General features: G+C 63.4%; 13 protein-coding genes. 6 read left to right on the top strand and 7 right to left on the bottom strand.

From position 1 onward, the window contains the following. Positions 1 to 40: 40 nt before the first annotated feature. Positions 41 to 1,003 carry an NAD(P)H-quinone oxidoreductase gene (locus OO258_RS15610; RefSeq protein WP_266031407.1) on the bottom strand — a complete coding sequence of 321 codons (963 nt, stop codon included), beginning with the start codon at positions 1,001 to 1,003 and terminating at the stop codon, positions 41 to 43. Between the two features lie 143 nt (positions 1,004 to 1,146). Between OO258_RS15610 and OO258_RS15605 the strand changes: the two genes are divergently transcribed. Next, positions 1,147 to 3,228, top strand: a complete 2,082-nt coding sequence (locus OO258_RS15605) for a carboxy terminal-processing peptidase (protein WP_177410756.1) — start codon at positions 1,147 to 1,149, stop codon at positions 3,226 to 3,228. Positions 3,229 to 3,347: 119 nt separating this feature from the next. Then, entirely contained in the window at positions 3,348 to 4,337 is a 990-nt protein-coding gene (locus OO258_RS15600; protein ID WP_266031406.1) for an EAL domain-containing protein, read from the top strand. 11 nt (positions 4,338 to 4,348) lie between these two features. On the opposite strand, the gene OO258_RS15595 is transcribed toward OO258_RS15600, so the two are convergent. The 6 genes from OO258_RS15595 to OO258_RS15570 form a co-directional block, all read right to left on the bottom strand. After that, positions 4,349 to 4,717 (bottom strand): hypothetical protein, encoded by a 369-nt coding sequence (locus OO258_RS15595; RefSeq protein WP_013971408.1) that lies wholly within the window; start codon positions 4,715 to 4,717, stop codon positions 4,349 to 4,351. Next, positions 4,714 to 5,049: a helix-turn-helix domain-containing protein gene (locus tag OO258_RS15590; RefSeq protein ID WP_266031405.1), complete on the bottom strand. Its 336-nt coding sequence runs from the start codon at positions 5,047 to 5,049 to the stop codon at positions 4,714 to 4,716. Before OO258_RS15590 ends, OO258_RS15595 begins: the two co-directional genes overlap by 4 nt. Before the next feature lie 111 nt (positions 5,050 to 5,160). After that, entirely contained in the window at positions 5,161 to 5,601 is a 441-nt protein-coding gene (locus OO258_RS15585) for a YkvA family protein (RefSeq protein ID WP_110745597.1), read from the bottom strand. A gap of 286 nt (positions 5,602 to 5,887) precedes the next feature. Beyond that, positions 5,888 to 6,664, bottom strand: coding sequence for an FKBP-type peptidyl-prolyl cis-trans isomerase (locus OO258_RS15580; protein ID WP_266031404.1), 777 nt, complete (start codon positions 6,662 to 6,664; stop codon positions 5,888 to 5,890). 242 nt (positions 6,665 to 6,906) lie between these two features. After that, the gene (gene pcaQ, locus OO258_RS15575) at positions 6,907 to 7,839 is read right to left on the bottom strand and encodes a pca operon transcription factor PcaQ (RefSeq protein ID WP_266031403.1); all 933 of its coding nucleotides are present in this window, start codon (positions 7,837 to 7,839) and stop codon (positions 6,907 to 6,909) included. A 10-nt stretch (positions 7,840 to 7,849) separates the two neighbouring features. After that, positions 7,850 to 8,779, bottom strand: coding sequence for a helix-turn-helix transcriptional regulator (locus OO258_RS15570; protein ID WP_110745600.1), 930 nt, complete (start codon positions 8,777 to 8,779; stop codon positions 7,850 to 7,852). 350 nt (positions 8,780 to 9,129) lie between these two features. On the opposite strand from OO258_RS15570, the gene OO258_RS15565 reads away from it, so the two are divergent. From OO258_RS15565 to OO258_RS15550, 4 genes are all read left to right on the top strand, one after another. Further along, the gene (locus OO258_RS15565) at positions 9,130 to 10,470 is read left to right on the top strand and encodes an MFS transporter (RefSeq protein WP_266031402.1); all 1,341 of its coding nucleotides are present in this window, start codon (positions 9,130 to 9,132) and stop codon (positions 10,468 to 10,470) included. Positions 10,471 to 10,600: 130 nt separating this feature from the next. Beyond that, positions 10,601 to 11,311, top strand: coding sequence for a fumarylacetoacetate hydrolase family protein (locus tag OO258_RS15560; protein WP_266031401.1), 711 nt, complete (start codon positions 10,601 to 10,603; stop codon positions 11,309 to 11,311). An 18-nt stretch (positions 11,312 to 11,329) separates the two neighbouring features. Then, the gene (locus tag OO258_RS15555; RefSeq protein ID WP_266031400.1) at positions 11,330 to 12,088 is read left to right on the top strand and encodes an SDR family oxidoreductase; all 759 of its coding nucleotides are present in this window, start codon (positions 11,330 to 11,332) and stop codon (positions 12,086 to 12,088) included. A gap of 24 nt (positions 12,089 to 12,112) precedes the next feature. After that, a complete protein-coding gene (locus tag OO258_RS15550; protein WP_266031399.1) occupies positions 12,113 to 13,063 on the top strand; it encodes a 2-hydroxyacid dehydrogenase in 951 nt (316 codons plus the stop codon). Positions 13,064 to 13,438: the final 375 nt, after the last annotated feature.

The following is a 13,438-nucleotide window of genomic DNA, read 5'->3' as shown; positions in this document are numbered from 1 at the left end:
GGCCCTTTCGCGGGCAAAGCCGCGAAAGGGCCAGGCCTGCTTACACCAGGCTTGGGTCTATGACCATGACCAGCTTGCCCGACACCTGATTGGTCTCAAGCTCGGCATACGCGGCCTGGGCAAACTCCACCGGGTAGGTATCGACCAGTTGCGGCGACAGGCGCCCTTCGGCGAACAGCGGCCACACCTGCTGCTGCAACTCGCGGAGCAGCTCGGCCTTGAAGCTGTCATCGCGGTTACGCAGGGTGGAGCCGGTGATTTCCAGGCGTTTGCCCAGCACCTGCGCCAGGTCCAGTTCGAACTTGCGCCCGCCCATCAGGCCGATGATCACCCAGCGCCCATCACGCGCCAGCAGCCTGAGGTTGAGTTCACCGTAGCTGGCCCCTACCGGGTCGAGAATCACATCGAACGGGCCGAACCCTTCCAGTGCTTCGAGGTTTGCGTTACGTACCACGCCACCCGCTGCACCCAGTGCTTCGCAGTAGGCCAGCCGGTCCTGCGAACCGACGCTGACCCACACCGGGCTGCCAAAGGCCTTGCACAGCTGGATGGCAGCCGAGCCCACGCCACTGGCACCCGCGTGTACCAACACTTTCTCACCCGCCTTCACCGCACCCAGCTGGAAGATGTTCAGCCAGGCGGTGGCATACACTTCCGGCAACCCTGCCGCTTCATGCAGGCTCAGGCCCTCCGGCACCGGCAACACATGGCGGGCATCGACCACCACTTCCTCGGCCATGGCGCCGCTGGCCAGCAGCGCGCACACGCGGTCGCCCACGCGCCAGTCGGCACCAGCCCCCACCTCTGCGATCACCCCGGCACACTCCAGGCCCATGTAAGGGCTGGCGCCTGGCGGTGGTGGGTACAAACCTTTCATCTGCAGCAGATCGGCGCGGTTCAGCCCGGCTGCAGCCACGCGAATGCGCACTTGGCCCGCGTCACAGGCCGGGCGTTCCGCCTCGACCCAGGCCACATGTCCGTCAACGCCTTGCAATGCCTTCACAGTGCCTCCATAGTTGAATCATATGACCGAGCCTGGGATCGTTGTGCCCAGGCTTTTTGCAGTATGCGCCCGGCTCCCCTGGAACCGGCGAACGGAATAGACGGCCTACTATGCGTGATCAAATGCCCCCACGTCGAATCAGCATGAAGCATTTCCTTCCAAGCACCGCGCTGGCCCTGATGGTTGGCCTGGGCAGCCTCACGCTCGGCGGCAATGCGGCGGCCGCCAACAAGTGGGACAGCCTGCAGCCGGACCGCGACGAGATCGTCGCCAGCCTCAACGTGGTGGAACTGCTCAAGCGCCACCACTACAGCAAGCCGCCGCTGGACGACGCCCGTTCGGTCATCATCTACGACAGCTACATCAAGCTGCTGGACCCGGCGCGCAGCTACTTCACCGCGGCCGACATTGCCGAATTCGACAAGTGGAAAACGCAATTCGACGATTTTCTCAAGAGCGGCAACCTTGACCCGGGCTTCACCATCTACAAACGCTACCTCGACCGCGTCAAGCAGCGCCTGGACTTTGCCCTGGCCGAGCTGAACAAGGGCGTGGACAAGATCGATTTCAACACCAAGGAAACCTTGCTGATCGACCGCAAGGATGCTCCGTGGCTGAAGAATCAGGCCGAGCTCGACGACCTGTGGCGCAAACGCGTCAAGGACGAAGTGCTGCGCCAGAAGATCGCCGGCAAGGAACCCAAGCAGATCCAGGAAACCCTGACCAAGCGCTACAAGAACCAACTGGCGCGCCTGGACCAGACCCGTGCCGAGGATATCTTCCAGGCCTACATCAACACGTTTGCCCAGTCCTACGACCCGCACACCAACTACCTGTCGCCGGACAACGCGGAAAACTTCGACATCAACATGAGCCTGTCGCTGGAAGGTATCGGCGCCGTGCTGCAAAGCGACAACGACCAGGTCAAGATCGTGCGCCTGGTGCCGGCAGGCCCGGCAGCCAAGACCAAGCAGGTGGCTCCGGCCGACAAGATCATCGGTGTGGCCCAGGGCAACAAGGAAATGGTCGACGTGGTCGGCTGGCGCCTGGACGAAGTGGTCAAGCTGATCCGCGGCCCGAAAGGCTCGGTGGTGCGCCTGGAAATCATCCCGGCCAGCAATGCGCCAAGCGACCAGACCAGCAAGATCGTCTCGATCACCCGTGAAGCAGTGAAGCTCGAAGAGCAAGCGGCGAAAAAGTCGGTGCTCAAGCTCAAGCAGGACGGGCGTGACTACAAACTGGGCATCATCGAGATCCCGGCCTTCTACCTCGACTTCAAGGCCTACCGCGCCGGTGACCCGGAGTACAAGAGCACCACGCGTGACGTGAAGAAGCTGCTCACCGAACTGCAAAAAGAGAAAGTCGACGGCGTGGTCATCGACCTGCGCAACAACGGCGGTGGCTCGCTGCAGGAAGCCACCGAACTGACCAGCCTGTTCATCGAGAAAGGCCCGACTGTACTGGTGCGCAACAGCGACGGCCGTGTCGACGTGCTTGAAGACGAAAACCCAGGCGCCTTCTACAAAGGCCCGCTGGCGCTGCTGGTCAACCGCCTGTCCGCCTCGGCGTCGGAGATCTTTGCCGGCGCCATGCAGGACTACCACCGCGCGCTGATCATCGGTGGTCAGACCTTCGGCAAAGGCACCGTGCAGACCATCCAGCCGCTCAACCATGGCGAACTGAAGCTGACCCTGGCCAAGTTCTACCGGGTTTCCGGGCAGAGCACCCAGCACCAGGGCGTGCTGCCGGACATCGACTACCCGTCGATCATCGACACCAAGGAAATCGGCGAGAGCGCACTGCCAGAAGCCATGCCATGGGACACCATCCGCCCGGTGGTCAAGCCGGCAGCCGACCCGTTCAAGCCGTTCCTGGCCCAGCTGAGGGCGCAGCATGAGGCACGTAGCGACAAGGATGCCGAGTTCACCTACATCCGCGACCGCCTGGCCCTGACCAAAAAGCTGATGGACGAGAAGACTGTCAGCCTCAACGAGCAGGACCGCCGCGCGCGCCACGATGACATCGAGGCCAAGCAACTGGCGCTGGAAAACATTCGCCGCAAGGCCAAGGGTGAAGAGCCGCTCAAGGAGTTGAAGAAGGAAGACGAAGACGCGCTGCCGACCGAGGATGAAAACACCAAGCCGGAAGACGACGCCTACCTGTCGGAAACCGGTCGCATCCTGATCGACTACCTCAGCGCCAGCACCAAGGTGGCCAAGAAGTAAGGCACCAAGTGCGATGATGGCAGATTAATGTGACCTGTCATCAAACAGTCATCGCGCTGTCGTGAAATACGGGGGCCGGGCATGCAGATGCCCGGCCCTTTCATTTTCAGGAATACGTCATGACCGTTGCCGAACAGCTCGATGCCTTGGGTGCCATCCTGGCTCAACCCAGTATTCACAGCCTGTTTCAGCCGATCATGTGCCTGAGCGAACAACGGGTGTTCGGCCATGAGGCGTTGAGCCGTGGTCCGTCCAACAGCCCCCTGCATGCGCCGCTGAACCTGTTCACCATCGCTCGACAGGCGGGCCGCCTGACCGAGCTGGAGGCAGCCTGCCGAGAAAGCGCCTGCCGCCGCTTCAGCGAGCAACAGCTGCAGGGCAAGTTGTTTCTCAACATCTCTCCGGAGTCGCTGCTGGAACCCCACTACCCGTCCGGCCTCACCCTCAAACTGCTCGAACAGGTCGGCTTGCCGCCCAGCCGGGTGGTGATCGAACTGACCGAGCACACCCCGACCGACGACTTCCAGCTGTTATCCAACGCCCTGCACCATTATCGCGACATGGGTTTCTCGATTGCCATCGACGACCTGGGCGCGGGTTATTCCAGCCTGCGCCTATGGTCGGAACTTCGCCCCGAATACGTGAAGATCGACCGGCACTTCATCGATGGCATTCACCGCGACCCGCTCAAGCGCGAGTTCGTGGGTTCGATCTTGCAGATTGCCCGGGCGTCGAAGGCCCGAGTGATTGCCGAAGGCATCGAGTTGGTCGAAGAGCTGGTGGTGCTGAAAGAGATGGGCGTGGACCTGGTGCAGGGGTACCTGCTGGGGCGGCCACAGGAGCTGGGGGTGCGTGAGAGCCGGCCATTGCCCATGCTGATGAACATACCGCCGGCCGAGCAGCCGACGGTGCGGCTCAATGCCACGATCGGGCAGTTGCTGGAGTTGTTTGGCCGCCATCAGCACCTGGATGCATTGGAGGTTGTTGACGCTGATGGCAGGGCTTGTGGGCTGATTCACAGGGATGCGCTGCCGGTCATGGCCCTATCGCCGGCCAGCAGGATTCCGCCGTTACGGCACGGGGCTGGCCTGCCGGCAACAGCGCCGTGACAGGCTAGGAGTCAGGCCGTTTCGGGGTAGCTGTACTCGAACACCCGCACCACCTCTGAGGCATGCCACGACGCCGCCTCCATGCCATCCACCGGACCAGAAAAACGCCCCAGGCGCTCCACGCATTCGAAAAAGCCGGTGCGCGGCAAACGGCTAGCGCCCTGGCTGATCACCAGCGAGCTGCGCAGGGGCTGCTCGGCACGGGCATCCAGCACCGCCAGGTATTCCAGCGCGGCAGTCAGTGTCTGCATGGCCGGGCTGGGCAGTTGCAAGCGCTCGATCAGCGCTCGGTAGGTCAGCAGGTGACGTTGACGACGGGCCAGGTCAAGCTCGCCCAGCAGGTTATCCCAATGCTGACGGCTGATCCTGACCTGGCTCATGATGGCTCGCTCCAGCCAGCCACCCCAAGGTGCCAGGCCAAGGCACGGCGGATAGCCGCATCGGGCTGGCGTTCGCCCGATTCGATCATGGCCAGATACGCCGGGCTTACCCCGACATTGCGCGCCAGTTGCTCGGGTGCGATGCCCTTGGCCTGGCGAATTTGGCCAACCTCACTGAACGCCGGCAACGGCGCTGCGGCAGTCGCAGCCGGCTCGCTGGCAACCGCCTCGGCGGGTGCCTGGCCGGCTGCCTTGAGCAGCGCTTGATACTGTTCCCAGGGAACAACGGCGTACTCGGGTTGACCGTCCCGGCTGATGACCTGAATACCCATTACAAACCCCTTTAAAAAGGATTACAGCATGTAATCCGTAGGCATAACCCTTATGCCAATTATATTACCAACTCTGGGGTCTGTGCAGTTGCGCTGCAGTTGTGCTCGGTTTTACGGGGTATTGCGTTCGAGCCGCAGCGCTTCCGGGGTATCGGGCAGGCGCTCGACCACCCGCAGTCGCTCGGGCGCCTGGCTGTCGCGCCAGGCCTTGAAGCGCGCCAGTTCGTCGGCCACGGTCTTCAACACCCAGCCCAGCACCGCGATGTCATCGAGGAAACCCACACCCAGCAACCAGTCGGGGATGGCATCGATGGGGCTGACGAAATACAGCAGGCCAGCGACGATGGTGACCAGCGCCTTAGGGCTGATGGCGCGGTATTCGCCACGCCACCAGGCCAGGCACAGGGACTGCAACAGCTTCACGTCTTCACGCAATTGGCCAAGGCGCGGGCCTTTGCGCGCCACGGCGAACAGCAATGCCGGCAATCGGCCGCGACTGAGCAGGCGCTCGGCCAGCGGCAGGAAACGGGCGAAATTCCAGGGTGCGCTCATGGAGCCTCCGAGAGGGAAAAGGTTATCCACATTTATTGTGGATAACCTTGTGAACAGGGCGAAGATTCTGACCCGGGGTGCCTGCCGGGCAAGGGCCCCGGTCAGATCGGGCGTTTTTTACACAGTCGTTTCACGCGGCAGCTACCTGCAGCGCAAACGATTTGCGTCAGCAGCGTCCTGCTTCTTCACATTGCCTTTGCTGGGACAGTACCAGCACTTGCAGGTTCGTCCAATCGCCCAAACAAAAACGCCCCGTCAGGACGGGGCGCTTTCAACAATCAGCCAGTTACTTGGCAGGTGCTTCAGCTGGGGCTTCAGCAGGTGCTTCGGCCGGGGCCGCGGCTTCCGGCTCGCCGCCCTGCAGCTGGGCCGGGTCCTTGATGGCGATCAGTTCCAGGTCGAACACCAGTACCGAGTTGGCCGGGATCAGCGGGCTTGGGCTTTGCGCGCCGTAGGCCAGTTCAGCCGGGATGAACAGCTTGTACTTCTCGCCAACGTGCATCAGTTGCAGGCCTTCGACCCAACCCGGGATGACGCCGCTGACCGGCAGGTCGATCGGGCTGCCGCGCTCGACCGAGCTGTCGAATACCTTGCCATCGATCAGCTTGCCTTCGTAGTGAACAGTGACTACGTCGGTCGGCTTGGGCTGCGGGCCGTCGGCCTTCTTGACCACTTCGTACTGCAGGCCCGAGGCGGTGGTGACCACGCCTGGCTTTTTGGCGTTTTCTTCGAGGAACTTCTTGCCAGCCGAAGCGGCTTCTTCACTGGCCTTGGCCAGGCGTTCTTCGGCACGCTTCTGCAGCGCGGTGAAGGCTTCTACCAGCTCTTCGTCCTTGAGGCGCTGTTCTTTCTTGCCAACGGCGTCTTCGATGCCGAGGGCGACTGCTTTCGAATCAAGGTCTTCCATGCCTTCCTGAGCCAGGCTCTTGCCCATGTTCAGGCCGATACCGTAGGAGGCTTTCTGTGCCGGAGTCTTCAGCTCGGGGCTGCTGGCTTGTTGATCACAGCCAGCCAGTACCAGGCCTACCAGGGCAACCGCAGCCGCCAAACGATGCTGTTTCATGCTATTTCCTTGTTCATGCGCCATAAGGGCAATCAGGGTAAAGCCGCGAGCTTAGCAGGCGGCCATGACCAATGGCTACCGGCATAGGAGCGGGTTTTCGTAAGGAAGTTCAGTAGTTAAAAGCTTCTTCATCGAAGCTTTGCAGCCAATGGCCAGTATTGACCCTTCGTGCCGTGTTTGCAGGGCGTTTGTGGCTTTTTATTTCTGCGGGTTCTGAAGCAGGTAAAGTGAGCCCAAAAGCCTCAAGGATACCGGCCATCCCGATATTCCCCCGCCACCTCCCGCAGCACCTCACCCACCCACTGCCCCGGCAAACTCAACGGCAAGGCCGCATTGCGGCAAATCCCCACCGACCCTCCCGGCTCACGCACGCCAAGGTCAAGCTCAGCCAACTCGCCCCGGCGCAAATCGAGCAGCACCGCATCCCGTGGGGCCACCCACAGCCCATCGCTGCCCAGCAGGTACCGCCGGCTCAGCGCCAGCGACAAGGTCTCCAGGCGCTGCGCCGGCATCTGGATGCCGCACTGCACGAACAGGCTGTCAGCGTGCTGGCGAATGGTGGTGCCGGGCGGTGGCAGCACCAGCGGATACTGCCCTACCCGCTGCCGCTCTACAGGAGCGCTCCCCAGCAAAGGATGGCCTGGGCGCACGACCAGGGCCATGGACTCGCTGTACAGGTGCTCGAACGACAACCCCTGGATCTGCGGGCTGTCGGTCATGCGCCCAACCACCAGTTCCAGTTCACCCAGGTGCAACTGGCTCAGCAACTGCGCACTGACCCCGGTCACCACGCTGATCACCAACGCCTCGTGGCGCTGATGCAGGCGGCACAGCACCTCTGGCATCAGCAACCCCTCGACCGTCGACAGCACGCCAATGCGCACCTGCGACGGCGCCCGCGCTTCACCGCGCAGGCTGCTGACGCCATCACGCAGCGCCTGCACGCTGGGCCCGGCATAACGCATGAAGCGGGTGCCGGCCGGGGTCAGCTCGACACCCTGGCGGCTGCGCTCGAACAGGCGCGTCTCGAGCAGGTCTTCAAGCTCCTTGAGGGTCTTGGAAATCGCCGGCTGGCTGATCGACAGGATATCGGCCGCCCTGGCCAGGCTGCCCTGCCGGGCAATCTCCAGGAAGCACAGCAGGTGACGGTACTTGATGCGGGTGTCGAGGTTCATGGCAGCAAGCTTAACGCATCGCTACCTGCGGCGTATCCGGGTCGCGCTGCTGGCGGCGAAATTGCCCGGGCGGCAGGCCATGGATCTGCCGGAAGCGCCGGGAAAAGTAGGCTTCATCAGCAAAGCCACAGAGCCGCGCCACCTCGCCCACCGGGCGGCTGCCATTGAGCAGGTAGTTGCGCGCGGTGTGCATGCGCCGCTCCAGCACCAGCTCGCTGAAAGTCTTGCCAATTTCCTTGCGCAGCCAGTGGGTCAGGTAGGTGGGCGACAGGTAGGTGGCGGCGGCGACCTTTTGCAGGTTCAGGTCGGGGTCATCGATATGCCGGCGCAGGTATTCACTCATGCGACCCAGCGCGGCCCGGCGGCTGAGCTGGGCAGCGTTGCTGTCGGCCAGTTCGCGCAGCGGCTCGGCGTACAGGCCGCAGACCTGGCCGATCAGCTGCAGCAACAGGCCCTTGAGCATTTCGCGGGTACCAAAGCGGCGGTTGGCATCCAGTTCACGCAAGCGATCGAGGATTTGCCGCGCCTCGGCAAAGTCGGCGTCACCCAGGCAAAAGTCGAGATGCTCCTGAAAGCGGAACGGTGACAGCTCCGGCGCCTGCAGGATCGACACTTCTTCCAGGTCCATCGGGTCGCAGGCCAGGTGCGGCAGCAGGAACGTCTGGGAGAAATTGATCACCACGAAGTCGCTGTCCGCCGGATGTGGGATCACGTGCACCCGGTGCGGCAGGATGAAAGCCAGGGTGTTGCGCCTGAACGGGCGCTGCACGCTGCCGATGTGTTGCACCGTGTCGCCGCCTAAATTGACCTGGATCTGAAAATACTCGTGACGGTGCGGCGCGGTCTCGGCGGGGCGCCCGCGCTGGTCGCGGATGTAGAAATCCATCAGCTCGCTGCGCTGCTGCATGACGTAGGTCGGAACCTCGCGCTTGGGGGGCATTGGGTTGGCTCCAGTCTTCAAGGATGGCGCTGTCTGGCCCCTTCACGGGCAAGGCCGCGAAGAGACCAGGGGCAGGCACAGCAGGTTGTACGATGTCTAAAGTCATCAAATTAAACCTGTCTGCAAAAACTCGCGCAACCCTAACCGTCCACAACCCGCTGAGAATGCGACATACAGCTGAAAATACGCGCAAAACCCCACCTTCTGATTTTCTTGGACAGCACAGCCCTCCCCCGCCTCCAGCGAAAAAAACGGTCTAAAACCGCCGTTGCATTCAATACGTCATACGACCACTGTAGGAACGGGACTGCAGCCCAACCTCTACCAACAACAACAAACGAGGTCGACTCATGTCGAGCACGCCTACCCCCCGCGCCGCGTCGTCGTACGCGCTGGACGCGGCCCCTGCCCAGCGCCTGCCCTCCCGCCGCCGCTGGTTCATGCTGTCGCTGCTGCTGGTGGCGACCATCATCAACTACGTCGACCGGGTGAACATTTCCATCGCAGCGCCGTTCATGGCCAAGGACCTGGGCCTGGACAAGGTCGAGATGGGCCTGATCTTCTCCGCCTTCGCCTGGACCTACGCATTGGCACTGGTGCCGGCCGGCTTCATCGCCGACCGTTTCGGCTCGCGCCTGACCTACGGCGTGTCGCTGATCAGCTGGTCGGCAGTCACCGTGGCCCAGGGCCTGGCCAGCGGCTTCGCCTCACTGTTCGGCCTGCGCCTGGCGGTCGGCGCCATGGAGGCCCCGGCTTTCCCGGCCAACAGCCGTGCGGTCACGGTGTGGTTCCCCGCCCGCGAGCGCGGGATGGCCAGCAGCATCTACGTATGTGGCCAGTACCTGGGCACCGCGCTGTTCACCGGCGCGCTGCTGTGGCTGGCGACCACCTATGACTGGCGCCACGTGTTCTACAGCACCGGCATGGTGGGCATCCTGTTCGGCGTCGTGTGGCTGGTGCTGTACCGCGACCCGCTGAACTGCAAGAAGGTCAGCAAGGAGGAACTGGCCTACATCGAGAACGGCGGTGGCCTGGTGAAGAGCAGCCAGCAACGTACCCGCTTCGACTGGCGGCAGGTTGCCGAACTGTTCCGCTATCGCCAGGTCTGGGCGATCTGCCTGGGCAAGTTCGCCAGCACCTCGGCACTGTACTTCTTCCTTACCTGGTTCCCCACCTACCTGATCGAAGAACGCCAGCTGACGCTGATCAAGGTCGGCATCTTCGCGGTCATGCCGTTCATTGGTGCCACGGTCGGCATCCTCCTGGCGGGCATTGTCTCCGACCTGCTGATCCGCAAGGGCTACTCGCTGTCGTTTGCCCGCAAGCTGCCGCTGGTGGTGGGCTCGATGCTGGGGATGTCGATCGTGCTGGTGAACTTCACCGACTCCAATGTGCTGTGCATCGCCGTGCTGACCCTGGCGTTCTTCGCCCAGGGCATCGCCTCGTCGTCGTGGGCTGCCGTGTCGGAAGTGGCGCCAAAGGAGCTGATCGGCCTGACCGGCGGCATCACCAGCCTGGCGGCGAACATCGGCGGCATCGTCACACCGATCGTGATCGGCGCCATCGTGCACGCCAGTGGCTCGTTCGCCATGGCGTTCTGGTTCATCGGCGGCGTGGCGTTGATGGGCACGCTGTCTTACTCGCTGCTGCTTGGGAAGCTGTATCGCATCGAGCTGAAAACAACTGCTTGAGATTGCACTGCCTGTGCTGGCGATTGGGCCGGTACAGGTTACTTGGATAATCCAACCCAACCCCGCTTTCGTCCAACTTTGCCGGCCAGCCGCTGGATACGCTGGCCACTCCAGTACGGAGGATCCACCCATGACCTACCTGTTCAACCCGCCGGCCATCGTCAGCCTGCCGATCCGCGGCAGCGATGCGCGCTTCCCCGTCGGCCGGGTGTTCTGCCTCGGCCGCAACTACCCGTGGCCGGAATCCTACGGCGCGGCGCCGCAGGAGCCGGTGTTTTTCATGAAGCCGGCGAGCAACGTCGTCGAGGCATCGGGCGAGCTGCCCTTCCCGCCGCAGACCGAGGAGTTCTGCCATGAAATCGAGCTGGTCGCGGCCATTGCCAAGGGCGGTGCCGACATTGCCCCGGAACACGCCCTGGAGCACGTGTTCGGCTTTGCCGCCGGCCTGGACATGACCCGTCGCGATCACCAGCGCAAGGCCAAGGCCGAGGGCCTGCTGTGGGAAGGCGCCAAGGTGTTCGAGGCTTCGGCACCGATGACCGCCATCGTCCCCGCCAGCGAATGCGACTGGCCGCTGGATACGTCGCTGTGGCTGCAGGTCAATGGCGAGGAGCGCCAGCGTGCCCACCTGAGCCAGCAGACCTGGGCATTGGCCGAAGTGATCAGCCGGCTGTCACGCCAGCTGCCGCTGCGCCCGGGCGACCTGATCATGACCGGCAGCCCGCCCGGCGTGGCCCCGCTGAAACCGGGAGACACGATACACGCCGGCATCGACGGTATCGGCGAACTGCACCTGCGTGTCGGCCCCCGCCCTGCCGGGCAAACAGCCAACGCAGCCTGAACCTGACGGAGACCCGACATGACCCAGAACAAGAAAATCGCCCTGGTCACCGGTGCCGGTAGCGGCATCGGCCGCGCCGTCGCCCTCGCCCTGCTGGATGACGGCTTCAGCCTGGTGCTCGCCGGGCGCCGCGCCGAACCCCTGCAAGCCGTGGTTGCACAGGCGCTGGCAGCAGGCGGTGAGGCGCTGGCCGTGCCCACCGATGTACGCGACGAGCAGAGCGTCGCGCAGCTGTTCGCCACCATCGAAGAAGTGCACGGCCGGCTCGATGTGATCTTCAACAATGCCGGCATCAACGCGCCCGCCATGCCGGTCGACGAGCTGCCGCTGGAGAACTGGCGCAACGTCATCGCCACCAATGTCGACGGGGTGTTCCTGTGCGCCCGCGCTGCCTTCGGCCTGATGCGCCGCCAGCAACCGCAAGGTGGGCGAATCATCAACAACGGCTCGATCTCGGCGCACACCCCACGCCCGTTCACTGCCCCCTACACGGCCAGCAAGCATGCGGTGCTTGGCCTGACCAAGGCGCTGGCGCTGGATGGCCGGCCGTACAACATCGTGTGTAGCCAGGTGGACATCGGCAACGCCCTGACCGAGTTGTCCGAGCGCATGACCCGGGGGGTACGCCAGGCCAATGGCGAGATCGCAGCCGAGCCGATGCTGGACGTGCGCCATGTGGCCGATGCGGTGCGCTACATCGCGGCGCTGCCGCTGGACGCCAACGTACTGAACATGACCGTGATGGCCAGCAACATGCCGTTCGTTGGCCGTGGCTGATCCCTGTTTATGATGGAGTGACCGATGAAACCCGAAGTCCTGCAACTGAGCCCTATCCTGATCCCGCAGATCCGTGAGCGCCTGGAACAGCTGTTCACCGTGCACCGCTACTACGAACAGGCCGACAAGGAGGCCTACGTCAGCCAGCATGCCGGCACTATTCGCGGCGTGATCACCGGCGGCCACACCGGTATCAGCCAGGCGCTGATGGCACGCTTGCCCCACCTTGAAGTGATCGCGGTCAATGGTGTCGGTACCGACGCGGTAGACCTGGCCTATGCTCGCGATCGTGGCATCCAGGTAACGGCAACCATCGGTGCCCTCACCGAGGACGTCGCCGATCTTGCGATTGGCCTGCTGATCGGCTTGTGCCGGGGTATCTGCACCGGTGACCGCTTCGTTCGCGCCGGCCATTGGGCCACCAGTGCCACGCCGCTGGCACCGTTGCCACTGGCCCGGCAGGTGTCGGGCATGCGCGTGGGCATCGTCGGCATGGGGCGCGTCGGCCGCGCAGTCGCGCAGCGGGCGGCAGCGTTCGGGTGCCCGATTCGCTACACCGACCTGCAAGCGCTGGACGTGCCTTACGGCTTTGAGGCAGACCTGCTGCAGCTGGCCAAGGACAGTGATGCACTGATCCTGGCGGCGGCGGCCGACAAGGGCGAGGCGCTGATCGATCGCCAAGTGCTGCGGGCGTTAGGTGCAGAGGGATACTTGATCAACATCGCACGCGGCAAGCTGGTGGATGAGCCGGCATTGATCGCGGCCCTGCAGGCTGGGGAGATCGCTGGCGCGGCGCTGGATGTGTTTGCCGACGAACCCCGCGCGCCCGAGGCATTGTTCGAGCGTGAGGATGTGGTGCTGCAGCCGCATCGAGCCAGCGCCACGGTGCAGACCCGCACGCGCATGGGCGAGATGGTGGTGGCCAGCCTGGTGGATGTATTTGCCGGGCGCACGCCGCAGGGCTTGGTGATCTAGCCGGCTGGTGCCGACCTGTTCGCGGGCTTGCCCCCGCGAAGCATCCAACACGGTGTATGGCACCGGCTCCGCCGGTGTTCGCGGGACAAGCCCGCTCCCACAGGGATCACGCTAGATTCTAGAAATTGAGCAAGCCAGTTGTTTCCCCAGGTACTGCATCAGCCTCAAGCCCACAGAGGTCGCGCTAGATTCAAGAAATTGAGCAAGCCAGTTGTTTCCCCGGGTACTGCATCAGCCTCAAGCCTGCGGGGTACTTGTGGGAGCGGGCTTGTCCCGCGAAGAATCCAACACGGTGCATGGCACCGGCTCCGCCGGTGTTCGCGGGACAAGCCCGCTCCCACAGGGGATTGCGCTAGATTCTAGAAATTGAGCAAG

It is taken from the genome of Pseudomonas sp. DCB_BI (genome assembly GCF_026240995.1).
GTDB lineage: Bacteria > Pseudomonadota > Gammaproteobacteria > Pseudomonadales > Pseudomonadaceae > Aquipseudomonas.
This window is presented reverse-complemented; position numbering and strand designations above follow the sequence as displayed.

Bases quoted from the DNA above. Each gene is read 5' to 3' on its own strand.
- OO258_RS15600 (WP_266031406.1), top strand. From the start codon at position 3,348: ATGACCGTTGCCGAACAGCTCGATGCCTTGGGTGCCATCCTGGCTCAA.
- OO258_RS15605 (WP_177410756.1), top strand. From the start codon at position 1,147: ATGAAGCATTTCCTTCCAAGCACCGCGCTGGCCCTGATGGTTGGCCTG.
- OO258_RS15570 (WP_110745600.1), bottom strand. From the start codon at position 8,779: ATGCCCCCCAAGCGCGAGGTTCCGACCTACGTCATGCAGCAGCGCAGC.
- OO258_RS15590 (WP_266031405.1), bottom strand. From the start codon at position 5,049: ATGGGTATTCAGGTCATCAGCCGGGACGGTCAACCCGAGTACGCCGTT.
- pcaQ (WP_266031403.1), bottom strand. From the start codon at position 7,839: ATGAACCTCGACACCCGCATCAAGTACCGTCACCTGCTGTGCTTCCTG.
- OO258_RS15555 (WP_266031400.1), top strand. From the start codon at position 11,330: ATGACCCAGAACAAGAAAATCGCCCTGGTCACCGGTGCCGGTAGCGGC.
- OO258_RS15550 (WP_266031399.1), top strand. From the start codon at position 12,113: ATGAAACCCGAAGTCCTGCAACTGAGCCCTATCCTGATCCCGCAGATC.
- OO258_RS15595 (WP_013971408.1), bottom strand. From the start codon at position 4,717: ATGAGCCAGGTCAGGATCAGCCGTCAGCATTGGGATAACCTGCTGGGC.
- OO258_RS15585 (WP_110745597.1), bottom strand. From the start codon at position 5,601: ATGAGCGCACCCTGGAATTTCGCCCGTTTCCTGCCGCTGGCCGAGCGC.
- OO258_RS15580 (WP_266031404.1), bottom strand. From the start codon at position 6,664: ATGAAACAGCATCGTTTGGCGGCTGCGGTTGCCCTGGTAGGCCTGGTA.
- OO258_RS15565 (WP_266031402.1), top strand. From the start codon at position 9,130: ATGTCGAGCACGCCTACCCCCCGCGCCGCGTCGTCGTACGCGCTGGAC.
- OO258_RS15560 (WP_266031401.1), top strand. From the start codon at position 10,601: ATGACCTACCTGTTCAACCCGCCGGCCATCGTCAGCCTGCCGATCCGC.